The organism is Kitasatospora sp. NBC_01246, from assembly GCF_036226505.1.
In the GTDB taxonomy this organism is placed as follows: Bacteria; Actinomycetota; Actinomycetes; order Streptomycetales; family Streptomycetaceae; genus Kitasatospora.
Map to the genome: position 1 here is coordinate 2975501 of NZ_CP108484.1, position 19647 is coordinate 2995147.

At 73.2% G+C, this 19647-nt stretch carries 19 protein-coding genes; 2 read left to right on the forward strand and 17 right to left on the reverse strand.

What is annotated here, in order from left to right; translation table 11 throughout:
• The 3 genes from recO to leuA form a co-directional block, all read right to left on the reverse strand.
• Entirely contained in the window at positions 1 to 747 is a 747-nt protein-coding gene (gene recO / locus OG618_RS13020) for a DNA repair protein RecO (protein ID WP_329487568.1), read from the reverse strand.
• A gap of 276 nt (positions 748 to 1023) precedes the next feature.
• Complete coding sequence (locus tag OG618_RS13025) at positions 1024 to 1710, reverse strand: TerB family tellurite resistance protein (protein ID WP_329487569.1); 687 nt, start codon at positions 1708 to 1710, stop codon at positions 1024 to 1026.
• A gap of 249 nt (positions 1711 to 1959) precedes the next feature.
• Positions 1960 to 3756: a 2-isopropylmalate synthase gene (leuA, locus tag OG618_RS13030; RefSeq protein ID WP_329487570.1), complete on the reverse strand. Its 1797-nt coding sequence runs from the start codon at positions 3754 to 3756 to the stop codon at positions 1960 to 1962.
• 332 nt (positions 3757 to 4088) lie between these two features.
• Between leuA and OG618_RS13035 the strand changes: the two genes are divergently transcribed.
• Both OG618_RS13035 and OG618_RS13040 read left to right on the forward strand, forming a co-directional pair.
• The gene (locus tag OG618_RS13035) at positions 4089 to 5108 is read left to right on the forward strand and encodes a M4 family metallopeptidase (RefSeq protein WP_329487571.1); all 1020 of its coding nucleotides are present in this window, start codon (positions 4089 to 4091) and stop codon (positions 5106 to 5108) included.
• Between the two features lie 114 nt (positions 5109 to 5222).
• Positions 5223 to 5489, forward strand: coding sequence for a protealysin inhibitor emfourin (locus OG618_RS13040; protein WP_329487572.1), 267 nt, complete (start codon positions 5223 to 5225; stop codon positions 5487 to 5489).
• A 63-nt stretch (positions 5490 to 5552) separates the two neighbouring features.
• Here OG618_RS13040 and era read toward each other — a convergent pair whose 3' ends face one another.
• The 14 genes from era to hrcA form a co-directional block, all read right to left on the reverse strand.
• Positions 5553 to 6482: a GTPase Era gene (era, locus tag OG618_RS13045; RefSeq protein ID WP_329487573.1), complete on the reverse strand. Its 930-nt coding sequence runs from the start codon at positions 6480 to 6482 to the stop codon at positions 5553 to 5555.
• A 50-nt stretch (positions 6483 to 6532) separates the two neighbouring features.
• On the reverse strand, positions 6533 to 6694 hold the full coding sequence (locus OG618_RS13050; protein ID WP_329487576.1) for a hypothetical protein: 162 nt from the start codon (positions 6692 to 6694) through the stop codon (positions 6533 to 6535).
• Positions 6695 to 6833: 139 nt separating this feature from the next.
• A complete protein-coding gene (locus tag OG618_RS13055; protein WP_329487578.1) occupies positions 6834 to 7187 on the reverse strand; it encodes a cytidine deaminase in 354 nt (117 codons plus the stop codon).
• Positions 7188 to 7275: 88 nt separating this feature from the next.
• Positions 7276 to 7857, reverse strand: a complete 582-nt coding sequence (locus OG618_RS13060) for a DUF4383 domain-containing protein (RefSeq protein ID WP_329487579.1) — start codon at positions 7855 to 7857, stop codon at positions 7276 to 7278.
• A 63-nt stretch (positions 7858 to 7920) separates the two neighbouring features.
• A complete protein-coding gene (locus OG618_RS13065) occupies positions 7921 to 8157 on the reverse strand; it encodes a hypothetical protein (protein ID WP_329487580.1) in 237 nt (78 codons plus the stop codon).
• 32 nt (positions 8158 to 8189) lie between these two features.
• Positions 8190 to 9515 (reverse strand): hemolysin family protein, encoded by a 1326-nt coding sequence (locus OG618_RS13070; RefSeq protein ID WP_329487581.1) that lies wholly within the window; start codon positions 9513 to 9515, stop codon positions 8190 to 8192.
• Between the two features lie 19 nt (positions 9516 to 9534).
• The gene (ybeY, locus tag OG618_RS13075) at positions 9535 to 10029 is read right to left on the reverse strand and encodes an rRNA maturation RNase YbeY (protein ID WP_329487582.1); all 495 of its coding nucleotides are present in this window, start codon (positions 10027 to 10029) and stop codon (positions 9535 to 9537) included.
• 14 nt (positions 10030 to 10043) lie between these two features.
• Complete coding sequence (locus OG618_RS13080; RefSeq protein WP_396487028.1) at positions 10044 to 11177, reverse strand: PhoH family protein; 1134 nt, start codon at positions 11175 to 11177, stop codon at positions 10044 to 10046.
• Positions 11178 to 11403: 226 nt separating this feature from the next.
• On the reverse strand, positions 11404 to 12327 hold the full coding sequence (locus OG618_RS13085) for a ribonuclease Z (protein WP_329487583.1): 924 nt from the start codon (positions 12325 to 12327) through the stop codon (positions 11404 to 11406).
• Between the two features lie 5 nt (positions 12328 to 12332).
• On the reverse strand, positions 12333 to 12686 hold the full coding sequence (locus OG618_RS13090) for a histidine triad nucleotide-binding protein (RefSeq protein WP_329487584.1): 354 nt from the start codon (positions 12684 to 12686) through the stop codon (positions 12333 to 12335).
• Between the two features lie 182 nt (positions 12687 to 12868).
• Positions 12869 to 16189 carry a S41 family peptidase gene (locus OG618_RS13095; RefSeq protein WP_329487585.1) on the reverse strand — a complete coding sequence of 1107 codons (3321 nt, stop codon included), beginning with the start codon at positions 16187 to 16189 and terminating at the stop codon, positions 12869 to 12871.
• A gap of 126 nt (positions 16190 to 16315) precedes the next feature.
• Positions 16316 to 17065, reverse strand: coding sequence for a 16S rRNA (uracil(1498)-N(3))-methyltransferase (locus tag OG618_RS13100; RefSeq protein ID WP_329487586.1), 750 nt, complete (start codon positions 17063 to 17065; stop codon positions 16316 to 16318).
• 90 nt (positions 17066 to 17155) lie between these two features.
• Positions 17156 to 18295, reverse strand: a complete 1140-nt coding sequence (dnaJ, locus tag OG618_RS13105) for a molecular chaperone DnaJ (protein ID WP_329487587.1) — start codon at positions 18293 to 18295, stop codon at positions 17156 to 17158.
• Between the two features lie 76 nt (positions 18296 to 18371).
• Positions 18372 to 19406, reverse strand: a complete 1035-nt coding sequence (gene hrcA, locus OG618_RS13110) for a heat-inducible transcriptional repressor HrcA (protein ID WP_329487588.1) — start codon at positions 19404 to 19406, stop codon at positions 18372 to 18374.
• Between the last annotated feature and the right edge of the window lie 241 nt (positions 19407 to 19647).

Sequence of the window (19647 nt, forward strand, 5' to 3'; positions counted from 1 at the left end):
TCACTTCTCCACGTATCTCATCGAGCGGATGCCCCGCTCCAGGTGCCACTGCAGATAGGCCGCGACCAGGCCGCTGCCCTCCCGCCAGTACCTCGGCTCGCAGGTGTCGGCCGTCCGCCAGTCCCCTGACAGCAGCGCCCCGAGCAGTACCAGTGTCTCAGGGGAGGGTACGGCACAACCGGGGACTCGGCAGTCTCCGCACAGCACGCCGCCCGCCTGGAGCGAGAAGAACCGGTTCGGGCCCTCCAGGCCGCACTTGGCGCAGTCGGTGAAGCTCGCGCCGTACCCGTTGACGGCCAGCGAGCGGAGCAGGAAGGCGTCCATCACCAGGTGCGACTCGTGCACCCCGGCCGCCAGCGTCCGCAGGCCGCCGACCAGCAGCAGGTACTGCTGGACGGCCGGCTCGCCCTCGTTCTCGGCGAACCGCTCCGCCGTCTCCAGCATCGCCGTCCCCGCGGTGTAGCGGCCGTAGTCGGTGACGATCGAGCCGCCGTACGGGGCGATCGTCTCCACCTGGGTGCAGAGCGGCAGCCCGCGCCCCACCAGCTCGCTCCCCCGGCTGAAGAACTGCACGTCCACGTGCGAGAACGGCTCCAGCCGGGCGCCGAACTTGGACTTGGTCTTGCGCACCCCACGGGCCACCGCACGCACCTTGCCGTGCTGGCGGGTGAGCATGGTGATGATCCGGTCGGCCTCGCCGAGCTTCTGCGCCCGGAGCACCACGCCGTCGTCCCGGAACAGGCTCATGCGGCGGCCTCGCGGCCGGCGTCGAACAGTGTGGACATCCCACCATTGTCCCCCACCGGCCGACCTCCGGGCGGCAGCCGTGTGGCCCGCACCGGGGCCGTGGGGGAGACCCGATCGGTGCGGGGCACGGCGGGCCCGGGGTGGGGCGCCGCCCGGCCGGGGGGCCGGGGGGCGGTTCGGGCCCGGTTCGTGGGGGTCCCGGGGGCGGCCGTCCGGGGTCCGCGTGGTGCGACGGCCGAGGTCCTTCCCGCGCGGCCGGGACGTGGCCCGCGCGGCCTAGTACGAAGCGCGGGTGGCCGCCTCCAGCAGCGCCCCGACCCTCGCCTGCGGCAGGTCCAGGCAGCGCCCCACGGCGGCCAGCGCCTCCCGCTCCTGGGGCAGGTAGCGCCCGTCGGCCAGCGCGATCGCCGCCCCCTGCAGCAGCAGCCGCTCCCGGCCGTGGTGGGCCAGGTGCGGGGCGAGCGGTTCGAGCACCGCGTGCAGTTCCACCGCCAGCGCGCCGGCGTCCCCGAGCCCGGAGGACGCCTCCAGGTCGTGGGCGTCCCGGAGTTCGCCGCCGAGCCCGGAGAGCGCGGCCAGCGCGGCGAGCACCTGGGCCTCGCCGCAGTCGTCGAAACCGGCCTCCCGGACGGCCGCGCAGGCCGCCTCGCGGGCCGCCCGGTGCGCCGTCCCGCCGGCCGCCAGCAGCGCGAGGGCCACGGTGTACTGCGCGTCGCGCAGCATCCCGCCGAGGCGCACGCAGGTGGGCTGGTCCAGGCTCTCCACGCCGTAGCGGCCGTGGCAGGTGGTGCACTGCACGCTGCGGACGACCGGGCCGAGCGGCAGCACCGCCGCGCCCAGCAACCGCAGCCACCGCCGGCCGTGCTGCCGGCGGTAGTTGCGGTCACCGCCGCAGCCTGGACAGAAGAAGTCACCGAGAACGTCAGTCCGCCAGCGCGGGCGAACACCCCACAACCCTGTCACGGCGCCACTCCCCAGACATGGCAGGCGGCCTGCACAACAATGGGCAGGTCACGCGACCGGACCCCGAGGCCGTCCCACCGACCCGGATTTCCGGTGGGTCGATGTTGCCATGGTTACCGGCACGTGTCAGTACCTCGAACGGCTTCCGGGCCGAAAAAATGTGGCGCAGGCCACAGCCGCCCACCCGGGACCGCCCACGACGACGGCGGGCCGCCCCGGAGGACGGCCCGCCACTACCACTCGTACGAACTACCCGCGCTGCGCCCGGTTGACGGCGCTGATCATCGCCTTCAGCGAGGCCAGCACCGTGTTGCCGTCGATGCCCACGCCCCACAGCACCTTGCCGTCCACGGCGCACTCGACGTACGCCGCGGCCTGGGCGTCGCCGCCCTCGCTCAGCGCGTGCTCCGCGTAGTCCAGCACCCGGACGTCCACCCCGATCCGGCCCAGCGCGTCGGCGAAGGCGGAGACCGGGCCGTTGCCGGTACCGGCCAGGGTGACCGGCGCGCCCTCGACCACGGCCTGGGCGGTCAGCGCGTCCCGGCCGTCCTCGGTGGTCAGGCTGCGCGAGCCGCTCAGCGAGATCCGGCCCCACGGGTTGTCGGTGGTCGGCAGGTACTCGTCCTGGAAGACCGCCCAGATCGCCGCCGGGGTGACCTCGCCGCCCTCGGCGTCGGTCTTGGCCTGGATGATCCGGGAGAACTCGATCTGCATCCGGCGCGGCAGGTCCAGCTTGTGGTCGTTCTTCAGGACGTAGGCGACGCCGCCCTTGCCGGACTGGCTGTTGACCCGGATGACCGCCTCGTAGGTGCGGCCGACGTCCTTCGGGTCGATCGGCAGGTACGGCACACCCCAGGTGTGCTCGCCCACCGGCACGCCGGCCGCCTTCGCGTCGGCCTCCAGGGCGTCGAACCCCTTCTTGATCGCGTCCTGGTGCGAGCCGGAGAAGGAGGTGTACACCAGGTCGCCGGCGTACGGGTGGCGCGGGTGCACCTCCATCTGGTTGCAGTACTCGGCGGTGCGGCGCACCTCGTCGATGTCGGAGAAGTCGATCTGCGGGTCGATGCCCTGCGAGAACAGGTTCATGCCCAGGGTCACCAGGTCGACGTTGCCGGTCCGCTCGCCCTGGCCGAACAGGCAGCCCTCGATGCGGTCGGCGCCGGCCATGTAGGCCAGCTCGGCGGAGGCGACGGCGGTGCCGCGGTCGTTGTGCGGGTGCACCGACAGGCAGACGTGCTCGCGGCGGGACAGGTTGCGCGACATCCACTCGAACTGGTCGGCCTGGACGTTCGGGGTGGCCCGCTCGATGGTGGCCGGCAGGTTCAGGATGATCTCGCGGCCCTCGCCCGGCTGCCAGACGTCCATCACCGCCTCGCAGACCTCCAGGGCGAAGTCCAGCTCGGTGTCGACGAAGATCTCCGGCGAGTACTGGTAGCCGAAGACGGTGTCGTCGCCCAGCAGCTTCTCGGCGTACTCCATCACCAGCCGGGTGCCGTCGGTGGCGATCGCCTTGGTGGCCGCCCGGTCGTTGCGGAACACCACCCGGCGGAACAGCGGCGCGGTCGCGTTGTACAGGTGGACGGTCGCCCGCGGCGCGCCGACCAGCGACTCGACGGTCTTCTCGATCAGCTCCTCGCGGGCCTGGGTCAGCACCGAGATGGTGACGTCCTCCGGGATCGCCCCCTCCTCGATCAGCGACCGTACGAAGGCGTGGTCGGTGGCGCCGGAGGAGGGGAAGCCGACCTCGATCTCCTTGTAGCCCATGCCGACCAGCAGGTCGAACATCTTGCGCTTGCGGGCCGGGGACATCGGGTCGATCAGCGCCTGGTTGCCGTCCCGCAGGTCGGTGGAGAGCCAGCGCGGCGCCTTGGTGATCACCTTCGACGGCCAGCTGCGGTCCGGCAGGTCGACCGTGCCGAACGGCAGGTAGCGGCCGTGGCGCATGCCGGCGCCCCGCTGGCGCACGGTCGCGGCGGTGATCGGCGTCGGACGGTCGACGAACGCGCGACCGGCGGGGATGGACGCGGCGGAGCTCTGCTCGGTCATGGAGGTGACTCTCGGCTTCCTGTGATGCGGGGCTTGTCGGGGTGAGATGGACACCCGACCGGCCGGCCTGCTGCCGCGCACGACCCCTCGGTGGGCCGCAGTATTGCAACGCGCACAGCACAGTCCCCGCGGCGAGGGAGCCGGCCCTGGTGGACTACAGGCCCTCGACGCGGCAGCTAAGAAGAAGCAGCCCGTTGCGCATGATGTCGTCCAGCGTAACCGAGGAGCACGCGCCCCCGAAGTGAGCCGGGCGGACATTCCACCCCTTGAGACGGCGCCCGATTCCGTCCACGCCGGTGACAACGGGTCACGAATGCCTCACCCTTGGCCACATGACCGCCGAACCGCCGCTCTGCGCGATCGTTCCGCCGTACGTCCTGGACCGCCTCGCCGAGGCCGGTCACGAGCCCGCCGCCCGTTCCCTCGCCCTGGATGCCGCGCACCGCACGGCCCGCCTCACCGCCACTGCGCCGCAGCCCGGCGGCACCCGCCTGGAGCGGGTGGTCTGCGACGCCGGACACAGCGAACGGCTGCCCGGCCGCACCGTCCGCCGGGAGGACCAGGGGCCCGTCCCCGACCAGTCCGTCAACCACGCCTACGACGGCCTCGGCGACACCTTCGCCCTCTTCGCCGACGCCTTCGGCCGCCGTTCGATCGACGACCAGGGTCTGCGGCTGGACGCCACCGTGCACTACGGCCGCGACTACGACAACGCCTTCTGGGACGGCCGGCGGATGGTCTTCGGCGACGGCGACGGCGAGGTGTTCGGCGACTTCACCGCCTGCGTCGACGTGATCGGCCACGAACTCACCCACGGCGTCACCCAGTTCACCGCCGCACTGGAGTACCGGGGCCAGCCCGGCGCGCTCAACGAGTCCGTCTCCGACGTGTTCGGCTCGCTCGTCAAGCAGTACGCGCTGCGCCAGGACGCCGGCGAAGCGGACTGGCTGATCGGCGCCGGCCTGCTCGCCCCGGGCGTGCAGGGGGTGGCACTGCGCTCGATGAAGGCGCCCGGGACCGCGTACGACGACCCCCGGCTCGGCAAGGACCCGCAGCCGGCCCATCTGCGCGACTACGTCCGCACCGCCCAGGACAACGGCGGCGTGCACATCAACTCCGGCATCCCGAACCACGCCTTCTACCTGCTGGCCACCGCGCTCGGCGGACCGGCCTGGGAGCGGGCCGGGCGGATCTGGTACGACGCGCTGACCGGCCGGCAGCTGCCCGGGGACGCCGACTTCGCGGCCTTCGCCCGGGCCACCGTGGCGGCCGCCCGGGCCCGCTACCCCGAGCCCGCGGTGGGCGACACCGTGACGGCGGCCTGGGCGAAGGTCGGGGTCAGTACGGCCTGAGCCGCCCGACCGCGGTCGAGCCCGACTTGAGCGGTCATAAGGTTTAAGAGCGCATAAGGTCAAGGTCCTGGAAAAGCCCGGCAAACGCCATCCCTGCGTAGCACCATGGACACCATGCGTATCCAGGTGACCCGGACCGGCGGCCTCGCGGGGAACGTCCGCCGCGCGGAGCTCGACACCACCGCGCGGACGGACGCCCCGCACGTGCACGCGCTCGCCCGCGAGGCCGTCGCGGGCGGGCTGCGGGCGCCCTCCTACGGGGTGCCGGACGGCTTCCACTACGAGATCACCGTCGACGGCCGGACGGTGCACTGCGCCGACCCGAAGCTCACCGAGTCGCAACGGGAGCTGGTCTCGCTGGTGCTGCGCGAGGGCGCCTAGGGGACGGCGCGGGGCCCGTCCGGACGCGGTCGTCCGGACGGGCCCCGCTCGGTGCGGGCGGGCTCAGAAGCCCAGCTTGCGCAGCTGCTTCGGGTCGCGCTGCCAGTCCTTGGCGACCTTGACGTGCAGGTCCAGGTAGACCGGCGTGCCGAGCAGCGCCTCGATGTGCTTGCGGGCGGTGGTGCCGACGTGCTTCAACCGGGCGCCCTTGGCCCCGATCACGATGGCCTTCTGGCTCTGCCGCTCGATGTAGACGTTCGCGTGGATGTCCAGCAGCGGCCGGTCCGCCGGGCGGTCCTCGCGCGGGATCATCTCCTCGACGACCACGGCCAGCGAGTGCGGGAGCTCGTCCCGGACGCCCTCCAGGGCGGCCTCCCGGATCAGCTCGGCGACCATGATCACCTCGGGCTCGTCGGTGAGGTCGCCGTCCGGGTAGAGCGGCATGCCCTCCGGGAGCAGCTTGGTGATCAGCTCGGCGACCAGCTCGACCTGCTTGTCACCGACCGCCGAGACCGGGATGATCTCGGCCCACTCGATGCCCAGCTCGGCACCGAGCTGGTGGACGGCGATCAGCTGCTCGGCCAGCCGCTTGGAGTCGACCAGGTCGGTCTTGGTGACGATGGCCACCTTGGGGGTCTTCTTGATGTCGGCGAGTTCCTTGGCGATGAACTTGTCGCCGGGGCCGAGCTTCTGGTCGGCGGGCAGGCAGAAGCCGATCACGTCGACCTCGGCCCAGGTGGAGCGGACGAGGTCGTTCAGCCGCTCGCCGAGCAGGGTGCGCGGCTTGTGCAGACCGGGGGTGTCGACCAGCACGAGCTGGGCGTCCGGGCGGTGCACGATGCCGCGCACGGTGTGCCGGGTGGTCTGCGGACGGTCGGAGGTGATCGCGACCTTCGTCCCCACCAGGGCGTTGGTCAGGGTCGACTTGCCCGCGTTGGGCCGGCCGACGAAGCACGCGAAGCCGGAGCGGTACGAGGAGGAAGGGGCACTCATGGGCCCCATTCTCCCTGATCACCGGGCGCCCGGCGGACAGCCCGCCCCCGTCAGCCCTTTTTGCCGCCCAGAACGGCGGAGATCCCGCTGATCAGGACGATGAGGAGGAAGGCGACGGAGCCCCAGAGCCAGAACGGCGACCCGGTCTCCTGCCACTTGCCCATCCCCATGACGCCCAGCAGCAGGCCCGCGAAGAACGCGAACGGTCCCATGCCCCCAGCCCCCTCACCGCGACCTGCTCACCATCTGTACCGGTGAGATTATCTGCGGATCCTGGAGGGCCGGGCGCCCGGGCTGCCCCGGGCGCCCCGAGCCGTCCCCCGGCGGGCCCCGGTATGCCGTCGACGCGCCTCAGCGCGCCTCGGCCGCCACCTTCAACGCCCCGTCCGGTCCGGCGAGCAGCACCGGCGTCCCGGCCCCGCCGAGGTCCCGCACCGCGGCCAGATCGGCCTCGGCCGGCTCCCCGGCCTCGCTCACCACGGCGGCCGCCTCCAGCGACCTGGCGCCGCTGGCCACCGCCATCGCCACCGCCGTCTGCAGCGCGCTGAGCCGCAGCGACTCCAGCGCGACCGTGCCCGCCACGTAGGTGCGCCCGGTCTCGTCACGCACCGCGGCCCCCTCCGCGACGCCGTTGCGGGCGCGCGCGGAGCGGGCCAGGGTGATGATCTTCTTGTCTTCGGGATCCAGCTCGACGATGTCACTCATGGCGCCGAGCATAGGACGCCCCGCCGACCGGCCGTCCGCGCCCTGCGACGCGGACGGCCGGTCGGTCGCCTCAGCGGCCTCAGTGGCCTCAGTGGCCGATCGGATTGGGCGGCCCGGGCCGCATGACCTTGACGAAGGTCTTCGGACCGTTCGGCAGCGGCTCCTCCTCGGCGGACCGCTTGCGCCAGTACGGGTTGTCGTGCGGCAGATGGCTGCTGACCCTGCCGTACATCCCGAAGGTCACCACGACCAGTCCGAAGATGAACGCGAACAGCACGTTGGACATCCGGAAGTTGAGGATGTTGGCGTCCGGCCGGCCGAGCACCGTCAGCCCGTAGAAACCGGAGAGCACGAAGAGGATGCCGACCACCATGTTGAGGTTGGCGGCGAAGTTCCCGCCGATCACCGCGCCGGCCACCAGGACCGCGCCCATCACGATGGAGAGGATGCTCAGCGCTCCGTTGGTCGACATCCCGGCGATGTCGTCGCCCTCGGTGGACAGGAAGCCGGGATGGTCCGCCAGCCCGAGGATGCCGAACACGATCAGGAAGATCCCGCCGAGCCCCGCCCCGGTCCGCCAGACCAGGAGCAGCCGGTGGTCGACCGGCAGTTCGTCTTGCAGCTTCATGGTGACCTCCACCATGGCGACGTCGAAACGGCCTTCGTTCACGCTACTCCGACCGCGGAGCGGGCGCACGGCCTGGCTTCCGGGGGGCGGTACCCCCGCATGTGCCTAGCTGTAGGGGTGGCTCCCCTGCATGTGCGGCACCTCGTGCATGTACAGCGAGCCGCACTGCTGACAGCAGCGCAGCCCGGTGCCCCACTCCTGGTCCGGCCGGGTCTCGGCGTCGGTGTCCATCGTGCGGCCGCAGAGGGCCGCCGCGGGTTCGGCGGCCCGGACGACGTGCCAGGTCTTCGCCCCGGCCGACCGACCCTGCGGGCCGTACTCCGCACGCAGTAGATGAGTCATAACGCCATCGTCGCCCCGCGGCCGCCCGAACGCTACTCGCCGGACTCCTGGAGGGCCTCGGCCGAGACCCGGACCGGGATCGCGACCATCGAACCGATCCGGTTGCGGCGGCCGGCCGAGCTCTCCGCGGTCAGCCGGATCGCGGTCAGGTCGGTGGCCGCGTCCTCGGGCAGCGGGATCTCGCAGGACGAGCCCGGGATCGGCACCCGGCCGAGGTGCTTGGCGAGCAGGCCGCCGACGGTCTCGACGTCCTCGTCCTCCAGCTCGATCCCGAACAGCTCGCCGAGGTCCTCGACCAGCAGCCGGGCGGTGATCCGGTACGAGCCGTCACCGAGGTCCTCGACCGGCGCGATCTCCCGGTCGTACTCGTCGGTGATCTCGCCGACGATCTCCTCCAGGATGTCCTCAATGGTGACCAGTCCGGCCGTGCCGCCGTACTCGTCGATCACGATCGCCACGTGCGAGCGGCGCTGCTGCATCTCGCGCAGCAGGTCGCCGGCCGGCTTGGAGTCCGGGACGAAGACGGCCGGCCGCATCACCGCGCCGACCTCCTCGGACTCGGCCTCCCGGTTGATGTGGGTGCGCCGCACGAGGTCCTTGAGGTAGACGATGCCGACCACGTCGTCCTCGTTGTCGCCGACCACCGGGATCCGCGAGAAGCCCGAGCGCAGTGCCAGGGTCAGCGCCTGACGGACGGTCTTGTGACGCTCGATCATCACCAGGTCGGTGCGCGGCACCATCACCTCGCGGACGATGGTGTCGCCCAGCTCGAAGACCGAGTGCACCATCCGGCGCTCCTCGTCCTCGATCAGGTCGTCCTTCTCGGCGAGGTCCACCAGGGCGCGCAGCTCCGCCTCGGAGGCGAACGGCCCCTCGCGGTAGCCCTTGCCCGGGGTCAGCGCGTTGCCGAGCAGGATCAGCAGCCGCGGGATCGGGCCGAGCACGCCCGCCAGCGGCAGCAGCACGAAGGAGGCCGCCGTGGAGGTGGTCAGCGGGTGCTGGCGCCCGATCGTGCGGGGCGAGACGCCGACCGCCACGAAGGAGACCAGCACCATCACGCCGAACGCCAGCAGCACGGCCTGCCAGGTGGAGTCCAGGCTCCGCACGCAGACCACGGTGACCAGGACCGCCGCCGCCATCTCGCTGGCCACCCGGATCAGGGTGGCCAGGTTGAGGTAGCGGATCGGGTCGGAGGCCAGCGCCAGCAGCCGGGCCGAGCCCCGCCGGCCGGCCCGGACCGCCTCCTCCGCGCGGAACCGGGAGACCCGGGAGATACCCGCCTCGGCGCAGGCCGCCAGCCAGCCGAGGACGACCAGCAGCACGGCGCCGAGGATGAAACTCGTACTCTCACCACTCACAGGGGTTCGGGCTCCGCGCTCAGTGGGTGGTGGGGGCCGGGGAGATCCCGCCCAGGCCGCGGCCGGCCCGCCAGCCGTCGAGGATGGCCTTCTGGAGGCCGAACATCTCCTCCTCCTCGTCCGGCTCCTCGTGGTCGTACCCGAGCACGTGGAGCACCCCGTGGACGGTGAGCAGCTGCAGCTCCTCGTCCATCGAGTGCTTGGACGGAGCCGCCTTGCCCTGCTGCTCGGCCACCTCGGGGCAGAGCACGATGTCGCCGAGCAGGCCCTGCGGCAGCTCCTCGCCCTCCTTGCCGGGACGCAGCTCGTCCATCGGGAAGGACATCACGTCGGTCGGGCCGGGGAGGTCCATCCACTGGATGTGCAGCTCCTCCATCGCCGCACCGTCCACCAGGATCACGGACAGTTCTGACTGCGGGTGGATCCGCATCTTGTCCAGCGCGTAGCGGGCGACGTCGAGGATGGACTCCTCGTCGGCGTCCCAACCGGACTCATTGGCGATGTCGATCGACATGACGGGCTGGTTACTCAGCTTTCGGTGCGATGGGACTGTCGGGGTGCGCGCGGTGCGGTCGTCTTGCCGGGGCGCCGCTGGCCGGGCTTGCGGGCCGACGGAGCGTTCTCCTCGGCCTCCTGCCGGGCGTCCCAGCGCTCGTAGGCGTCCACGATCCGGCCGACCAGCTTGTGGCGGACCACGTCGGTGCTGGTGAGCACGGAGAAGTGGATGTCGGGCACGTCGACCAGGATCTCCTGGACGACCTTGAGGCCGCTGCGGGTGCCGCCCGGGAGGTCGATCTGGCTGGTGTCGCCGGTGACGACCACCCGGGAGTTGAACCCGAGGCGGGTGAGGAACATCTTCATCTGCTCGGGCGAGGTGTTCTGGGCCTCGTCGAGGATGATGAAGGCGTCGTTGAGGGTCCGGCCGCGCATGTAGGCGAGCGGGGCGACCTCGATGGTGCCGGCCGCCATCAGGCGCGGGATGGAGTCCGGGTCCATCATGTCGTGCAGCGCGTCGTAGAGCGGGCGCAGGTACGGGTCGATCTTGTCGAAGAGGGTGCCGGGCAGGAAGCCCAGCCGCTCCCCCGCCTCGACCGCCGGACGGGTCAGGATGATCCGGTTGACCTCCTTGGCCTGGAGGGCCTGGACGGCCTTGGCCATCGCGAGGTAGGTCTTGCCGGTACCGGCCGGGCCGAGCCCGAAGACGATGGTGTGCTTGTCGATCGCGTCGACGTAGCGCTGCTGGTTGAGCGTCTTGGGGCGGATGGTGCGGCCCCGGTTGGACAGGATGTTCGCGGTGAACACCTGCGACGGCGCCGGGCTGTCCGGGTCGTCGACGGCGCTCCGGAGCATGGCGATGGAGCGCTCCACGGCGTCCTCCGTGAGGGGTTGGCCGGTGCGCAGCACCAGCATCATCTCGTCGAAGAGCTGCTTGACGAGGGCGACCTCGGCGCGCTCTCCGGTGGCGGTCACCTCGTTGCCGCGGACGTGGATGTCCGCGGCGGGGAAGCCTCGCTCGATCACCCTCAGCAGCGAGTCCGCGGTGCCGAGCAGGGTGACCATCGGGTGCTTCTCGGGGATGACGATCCGGGCGCTGGTACGGCCCTCGTCGGCCGGTTCGGGGCGCGGCTGTCCGTTCGTACGGGTCTGCGATGTGTCACTCATAGGTCGGCGCTGGGGCCTGCCTCATCCCAATCCGTGGTCTCGTGGTGCCGCGCGGTCCTTCCGGGGCACCAGGGTACGCCGCGAGCGTGATCGCTGCGGCGGGCGGCGGGGCCGCTCCCGACGATGCTGGGGCAGATCGCGGAGCGGCGCGAACGGTTTTCCGCCCGGGACCGGTGCCCCGCCCGGGCGCACGGCCACCGGCCCGCGGCTCCGCGCGCCCGGCCGCTCACGGCCGCCGGCGGGGCGGCACGGGCACCCGGGCGAGGTCCTCGGCGAGCACGACGGTGCCGTCGAAGTGCTTGCGGGCGTCGGCGAGGTGCTGGCCGAGGTCCGGGTAGCGCTGCGAGAAGTGGGTCAGCACCAGGGTGCCCGCGCCGGCCTCGGCGGCGACCTTGCCGGCCTGGCCAGCGGTGAGGTGGCCGTGCTCCTCGGCGAGCCGGGTGTCGGCGTCGGTGAAGGTGGACTCGATGACCAGCAGGTCGGCGCCCTCGGCGAGTTCGTGGACGCCCTCGCAGAGCCGGGTGTCCATCACGAAGGCGAACCGCTGGCCCCGGCGGAACTCGCTGACCTCGTCGAGGGTGACCCGCCGGCCGCCCGACTCGATCGCTCCCCGGTGCTGGAGCCGGCCGACGTCCGGGCCGGCGATGCCGAGCGCGGCCAGCCGCTCGGGCACCAGCCGGCGGCCGTCCGGCTCGGTGAGCCGGTAGCCGAAGGACTCGACGGGGTGCGAGAGCCGGACGGCGTCCAGCGCGAAGCGGGCGCCGGGCGCCGGCAGCGGCCCCGGCCCGTCGATCGGGCGGGGGCGCAGCACGGCGGTCTCGTGGAACGCGGTGGCGTGCCGCAGCCGCTCGAAGTAGACCTCCCCGGAGGCCGGGAAGTAGATGTCCACCGGGTGCGGGACGCGGTCCAGGTTGATCCGCTGGATCACCCCGGCGAGGCCCAGGCTGTGGTCGCCGTGGAAGTGGGTGACCGCGATCCGGGTGATCTGGGTGGCGGAGACCCCGGCGTGCAGCATCTGGCGCTGGGTGCCCTCGCCGGGGTCGAACAGCAGGCCCTCGCCGTCCCAGCGCAGCAGGTAGCCGTTGTGGTTGCGGTGCCGGGTCGGGACCTGGCTGGCCGTGCCGAGGACGACGAGTTCGCGCTGTGACACGTCGTTCAGACCATGCGCTCGTTCATCGGCATGCCGCCGAGCACGTGGACGTGGGCGTGGAAGACGGTCTGGCCCGCGCCCGCGCCGGTGTTGAAGATCAGCCGGTAGTCGTCGAGGCCCTCGTCCCGGGCGACCTCGCCGGCCTCGGCGAGCAGCTCGCCGGCGATCCGCGGCTCGGCGGCGGCCAGCGCGGCGGCGTTCGGGTAGTGGGCGTGCGGGATGACCAGGACGTGGGTCGGAGCCTTCGGGGCGATGTCCCGGAAGGCGAGGACGCGCTCGGTCTTGCGCACCACGGTGGCCGGGATCTCGCCCGCCACGATCTTGCAGAACAGGCAGTCGGACTGCGGCTCGCCGGCCATCGGGGTCTCCTCGCGGTGTCGCACGGTGTCGGTCGGGGCGTACGGCCGCATGCTAGCCGAGCGGCCCGGTCGCCTGCTGGCAGTCGCGCCCGCCCCCGCGGACCCGCCGCCCGCGGGGGGCGTACGGCCCGCGGGGGTGCCCGGGCAGCTGCCCGGGCACCCCCGCCGGACCTGCGCCCCTCCTACCCGGCGTCCTGCCCGGCGCCGTCCCCGCTCTCCTGCCCCGCGCCCCGCGGGGCGTCCGGCGCCGGGCCCTGCTCCCAGGGCAGCGGCGGCGGCGTGCTGCCCGGGGTCTCGGTCAGCGCCGCCAGGGCGATCCGGACGCCCTCGGCGAGCTGCGGGTCCTCCCCCGCGGCCCACTGGTGCGGCGCGACCGGCACCTCAACGTCCGGGTCGACGCCGTGGTTCTCCACGCCCCAGCCGTAGCCCTCCAGCCAGAACGCGTACTTCGGCTGGGTGACCAGGGTGCCGTCCACCAGGCTGTACTTGCTGTCGATGCCGATCACGCCGCCCCAGGTCCTCGTCCCGACCACCGGGCCGAGCTTCAGCGCCTGGATGGCGGCGTTGACGATGTCGCCGTCCGAGCCGGAGAACTCGTCGGCCAGCGCGACGATCGGCCCGCGCGGCGCGTCACCGGGGTAGGGCACCGGGTTGGCGAGGTCGCGGGCGACCGTCCAGCCGACGATCCGCCGGGCCAGCTTCTCGATCACCAGCTGCGAGGTGTGGCCGCCGCGGTTCTCCCGGATGTCGACGATCACGCCCTCCCGGGCCATCTCCGACCGCAGGTCGCGGTGGATCTGGGCCCAGCCGGTGCTCTGCATGTCGGGGATGTGCAGGTAGCCGAGCCGCCCGCCGGACAGCTCCCGGACGGCGGCCCGCCGCCCGGCCACCCAGTCGTGGTAGCGCAGCGGCTCGTCGTCGGCGAGCGGGACGACCACCGGGTACCGGCGGTCGGTGCCGTCCTTGCCGGCCACGGTCAGCTCGACCGGTTGTCCGGCGGTGCCGGCCAGCAGCGGGGCCGGGCCGGCGGTCGCGTCCACCGGGCGGCCGTTGACGGCCAGCACCGCGTCGCCCGGGCGGACGGCGGCGCCCGGCGCGGCCAGCGGCGAGCGGGCCCGCGGGTCCGAGGACTCGCCGGGCAGGATCCGGGCGATCCGCCAGACCTCGCCGTCCTTGACCAGGTCGGCGCCGAGCTTGCCCTGCCGGCGGGCGGCCTCGGTGTGGATGCCGTAGGGCTGCACGTAGGCGTGCGAGGTGCCCAGCTCGCCGTGCACCTCCCAGAGCAGGTCGACCAGGTCGTCGTGCGAGCCGAGCCGCTCCACCAGCGGCCGGTAGCGGTCGAGGATCTCGGCCCAGGGCAGGCCGCCGAGGTCCGGGCGCCAGAAGTTGTCGCGCATCAGGCGGCCGTTCTCGTCGTACATCTGCCGCCACTCGGCGGCCGGGTCGACGGTCACCCGCAGCCGGTGCAGGTCGACGTCGATCTCGTCGTCGTCGCCCGCCGCCTTGTGGTCCGCCGGGACGATCCGCAGCTCGCCCTCGTCCAGCACGGCGACCCGGGTGCCGTCGCCGCTGACCGCGAACTCGTCGAGCCCGTCGACCAGTTGCTCGACCCGGCGCTTGCGCAGGTCGAACCGCTCCAGAGTGGGGCGCGGCTGCTCGTCCTCCGGCGTGGCCGCGTCGTCGCCGAGCTCGCCGGTGAGCGGGATCCGCGTCCAGAGCACGCCGTCCTTGGCGGCCGCCAGCTCGCCGAACCGGCCGCCCTCGACCGGGAAGGGGATGATCCGGTCGGCGATCCCGTCCAGGTCGACCCGGGTGGCGGGCGGGGCGTCGGCCGCCCCCTCCTCGCCGTCCGCCTTCTTGCCCTTGGGCTCGTCGTCCTCCCCGCCGGCCGGCCGCCCGGCCCGGCGCGGGCCGAACGGGGAAGGGGTGTCGGCGGCCAGGGTGACCAGGTACGGGCGGCAGCCGTTGGGGAACGACAGGTCGAAGACGTGCGAGTCGTAGACCGGGTCGAAGTTGCGCACCGAGAGGAAGGCCAGGTGGCGGCCGTCGGCGGTGAAGGCCGGCGAGGTGTCGATGAAGCGCGCCGGGGTGACCTCGCCGACCGTGCGGGTGGCCAGGTTGGCCAGCACGATCTGGCGCAGCGACCAGGCCCCGAAGCCCGGGCTCGGCCGCGACCAGGCGAGCCAGGCGGAGTCCGGACTGAACGCCAGCCCGCTGACCTCGCCGTCCGTGCTGCGGTCCAGCTCGTGCACCGTCCCGTCGGCGAGCGACACCAGGAGGACCCGGCCGTCGTGCGCGCCGACCGCCGCCTGCTTGCCGTCCGGCGAGACCGCCAGCGCGCGGACCCGGCCCAGCTGTCCGCCGGCCAGCCGGCGGCGCTCCTCGCCGAGCACGGCGGGGGCGTACTCGACGGCGTCCTCGCCGTCGGCGTCGGTCACCCAGAGCACGCCCTGCGCACCGTCCTCGCCCGGCACCACGTGGGCCCGCCGGGCCCGGACGCCGGGCGTCTCGTCCAGCACCCGGGCGGGGCCCTCCCGGTGCGGCAGCCAGTGCACGCTGCCGCGCACCACCACGGCGCCGGCCCGGCCGGTGCGGTCGGGGGCGGCGCTCTCCAGCCAGTGCGCGGCCGGCACCGGGCGGGGCCGCCGGCCGGCCCGGGGGCCGGACGGCCGGACGTCCAGCCGGCGCGGCTCGGCGCCGTCGAGGTCGTCCAGCAGCCAGAGGTCACCGGCCCGGTGCCAGATCACCCGGGTGCCGTCGCTGGTCGCGCCGCGGGCGTAGAAGCCCTCCGGGGAGGTGGTGTGGCGGCGCAGGCCGCTGCCGTCGGGGAGGCTGGAGTAGAGCTCGCCGACGCCCTCGTGGTCGGCCAGGAAGGCGATCCGGGCGCCGCCGGGCGCGTCGACCCAGAGCGGCGCCTCGATGTGCCCGTCCAGCTCCTCGTGGACGCGGGCGAACCGCTCGGCGCCGATCCAGAGCTTGCCGACCCGGCCGCCCCGGTAGCGCTTCCACCGCGCGGGCTCCGCACCGGCCGCCGAGAGCAGCAGCACCCGGTCGCCGCCCGGCTCGTACGCCACGCCGCCGACCGGCCCGTACGGCAGCCGCCGCGGCTCGCCGCCGTCCAGCGGTACGGCGTGGGCCCAGGTGCGGCGCAGGGTGGCCTGTCCGGCGGAGGTGGTGGCGACCGGGCTGCCGTCGGCCGTCCAGCCCTGCAGCTGCGTCTGGTCGCTGCCCCAGTACGTCAGCCGCCGGGACGGCCCGCCGTCCACCGGCGCGACGTGCACCTCGGGCGCGCCGTCCCGGGTGGAGACGAAGGCGATGTGCCGGCCGTCCGGCGAGAAGCGCGGGCGGCGGACCGGGACGTGATCGGCCGTCAGCCGCCAGGGCCGGCCGCCGTCCAGCGGGGCGAGCCAGACGTCGTTCTCCGCGACGAAGGTGATCAGGTCACCGTGCAGGTGCGGATGGCGCAGGTAGGCGCCGGCAGGGGTGCTCGGGGATTCGCTCACAGCCGCACCCTACGCACCCGCCGGGGCGGCGCGCCTCCGGTTTCGCGCAGGCCGCCCCCTACGGGGGACGAACCGCCGGGGAACGAACCACCGGGGGACGAACGGTCCGTGCGGCGACCGGCCCGCTCAGCCCCAGCGGCCGGTGCGGCCCAGCAGCAGGGCGCCGGCGGCCACTCCCGCGGTCGAGGTGCGCAGCACCGAGGACCCGAGCCGGTACGGCCTGGCACCGGCCTCGGCGAAGGCGGCCAGCTCCTCCGGGGAGACCCCGCCCTCGGGGCCGACCACCAGCACGATGTCCCCGCCGCCGGGCAGCGCGGCGCCGGCCAGCGGCTCGGCGCCGTCCTCGTGCAGCACCGCGGCGAGCGCGGCCCCGGCCAGGACGGACGCCAGCTGGCGGGTGGTGGCGAGTTCGCGGACCTCGGGGAAGCGCAGCCGGCGGGACTGCTTGCCCGCCTCGCGGGCGGTGGAGCGCCACTTCGCGAGCGCCTTGGCACCGCGCTCGCCCTTCCACTGGGTGATGCAGCGGGAGGCGGCCCAGGGGATCACCACGTCCACGCCGACCTCGGTCATGGTCTCCACCGCCAGCTCGCCGCGGTCGCCCTTGGGCAGCGCCTGGACGACGACGATCCGCGGCGCCGGCTCGGCCTCCCGGCGGACCCCGGCGACCGTCACCTCGACGGCGTCCTTGCCGTGCACGGCCGTGACGGTGCCGTCGGCGCCCAGGCCGAGCCCGTCGGCCAGGGTCACCGCCTCGCCCGGCTCCAGCCGCTTCACGGCGGCGGCGTGCCGCCCCTCCGGGCCGTCCAGCCGGACCACCGCGCCGGGGGCGGCGGAGGCGAGCTGCGCGGTCTCGACGACGAACACGGGCGCGGTCATGGCGGTTCCTGGAGTGGGGGTGGGGGGACGGACGGGGGAACGACGGCGCCCGGTGACCCGCCGGGAGCGGGGCACCGGGCGCCGGTACGGTCAGCGGCCGTTGAAGGCGTCCTTCAGCCGGGAGAACAGCCCCTGCTGGCCCGGCGCGAACTGGCCGGAGGGCCGCTCCTCGCCGCGCAGCACCGCGAGCCGGCGCAGCAGGTCCTCCTGCTCGGGGTCGAGCTTGGTGGGCGTCTGCACCTCGACGTGCACTATCAAGTCGCCCCGGCCGCCGCCGCGCAGATGGGTGATGCCGCGGGCGTGCAGCGGGATCGACTGGCCGGACTGGGTGCCGGGCCGGATGTCGACCTCCTCCAGCCCGTCCAGGGTCTGCAGCGGCACCTGGGTGCCGAGCGAGGCGGCCGTCATCGGGATGGTGACCGTGCAGTGCAGGTCGTCGCCGCGGCGCTGGAAGGTCGGGTGGGTGCTCTCGGCGATCTCGACGTAGAGGTCGCCGGCCGGGCCGCCGCCGGGGCCGACCTCGCCCTCGCCGGCCAGCTGGATCCGGGTGCCGTTGTCGACACCGGCCGGGATCTTCACGGTCAGGGTGCGGCGGGCCCGCACGCGGCCGTCACCGGCGCACTCCGGGCACGGGGTCGGCACGACGGTGCCGAAGCCCTGGCACTGCGGGCAGGGCCGGGAGGTCATGACCTGGCCCAGGAAGGACCGGGTGACCTGGGAGACCTCGCCCTTGCCGCGACACATGTCACAGGTCTGCGCGGAGGTGCCGGGGGCGGCGCCCTCGCCGCTGCACGTGGTGCAGGTGACGGCGGTGTCGACCTGGAGTTCCTTGGTGGTGCCGAACGCGGCCTCCTCCAGGGTGATCTCCAGCCGGATCATGGCGTCCTGGCCGCGCCGGGTGCGCGAGCGCGGGCCGCGCTGACCGGCGGCCGCGCCGAAGAACGCGTCCATGATGTCGGAGAAGCCGAACCCGGCCGCGCCCGCGCCGAAGCCGCCCGCGCCTCCGCCGTTGGGCGAGAGGGGATCCCCGCCGAGGTCGTAGACCTGCCGCTTCTGCGGGTCGGAGAGGACCTCGTAGGCGGCGTTGATCTCCTTGAACCGCTCCTGCGTCTTCGGGTCGGGGTTGACGTCCGGGTGCAGTTCGCGCGCCAGGCGCCGGAACGCCTTCTTGATCTCGTCCTGCCCCGCATCCCGTCGGACGCCGAGTACCGCGTAGTAGTCCGTGGCCACCAAATGCTCCGCTTGTTCCGCCTGTAGAAGTGCTTGCGACTGGTACCGGTGTCACCTGTGTGACACCGGTCGTTCCCTACGACTCGGCCAGGATCTGGCCCACGTACCGTGCCACCGCTCGCACCGCCCCCATTGTGCCCGGATAGTCCATCCGGGTCGGACCGATCACACCCAGTTTGGCCACGCTCTCGTCGCCCGAACCGTAACCGACCGAGACGACCGAGGTGGAATTGAGCCCTTCGTACGCGTTCTCCCGGCCGATCCGGACCGTCATCCCGGCGTCCGCCGTCTCACCCAGGAGGCGCAGCAGGACGACCTGCTCCTCCAGCGCCTCCAGCACCGGCTGGATGGTGAGCGGGAAGTCGTGGCCGAAGCGGGTCAGGTTGGCCGTGCCGGCCAACATGATCCGCTCCTCGTTCTGCTCGGCGAGCGCCTCGAAGAGCGTCGCCAGGACGATGGTGACGGCCGGCCGGTCCACCGCCTCGAACATCGCCGGGAGCTCGTCCAGCAGCCCCGGCACGTCGGGCAGCCGCACGCCGACGGCCCTCGTGTTGATCTTGGCACGGAGGTCCGCGAGGACCACCTCGCCGACCGGACCCGGGCAGTCGACCATCCGCTGCTCGACCCGGCCGGTGTTGGTGATCAGGACCAGCATGACCTTGGCCGGAGCGAGCGCGACCAGCTCGATGTGGCGCACCGTGGAGCGGGAGAGCGAGGGGTACTGGACCACCGCCACCTGCCGGGTGAGCTGGGCGAGCAGCCGGACCGTGCGGGCGACCACGTCGTCCAGGTCCACCGCGCCGTCCAGGAAGTGCCGGATCGCCCGCCGCTCGGGTGCGCTCATCGGCTTGACCTCGGCGAGCCGGTCGACGAAGAGGCGGTACCCCTTGTCGGTGGGGATCCGCCCGGCGCTGGTGTGCGGCTGGTGGATGAAGCCGTCCTCCTCCAGCGCGGCCATGTCGTTGCGGACGGTGGCCGGGGAGACCCCGAGGTTGTGGCGTTCGACGAGAGCCTTGGAGCCGACCGGCTCCTCGGTGCCCACGTAGTCCTGGACGATGGCGCGGAGCACGGCGAGCTTGCGTTCGTCGAGCTGGCGGACCTCACCGGCCATGGGGCACGCACCTCCCTCTTCGCACGTTGTCCGTGGTGACGTGTGTCGTTCCGGCATGGTGCGGTCCGCCGGGCGGACCGCGGCCTTTGGCACTCTGAACAGAGGAGTGCCAGAACCGTACCTGCCAGTGTAAGGCCCGGGTCCGACGGCAGGAACGGCACCGCCGGGGTGATCCTGCCCGCATCGCGCGGCGCGCGGGTGATGCCGCGGGACCGGCCGGGTGGCAGCATCGATAGCGAAC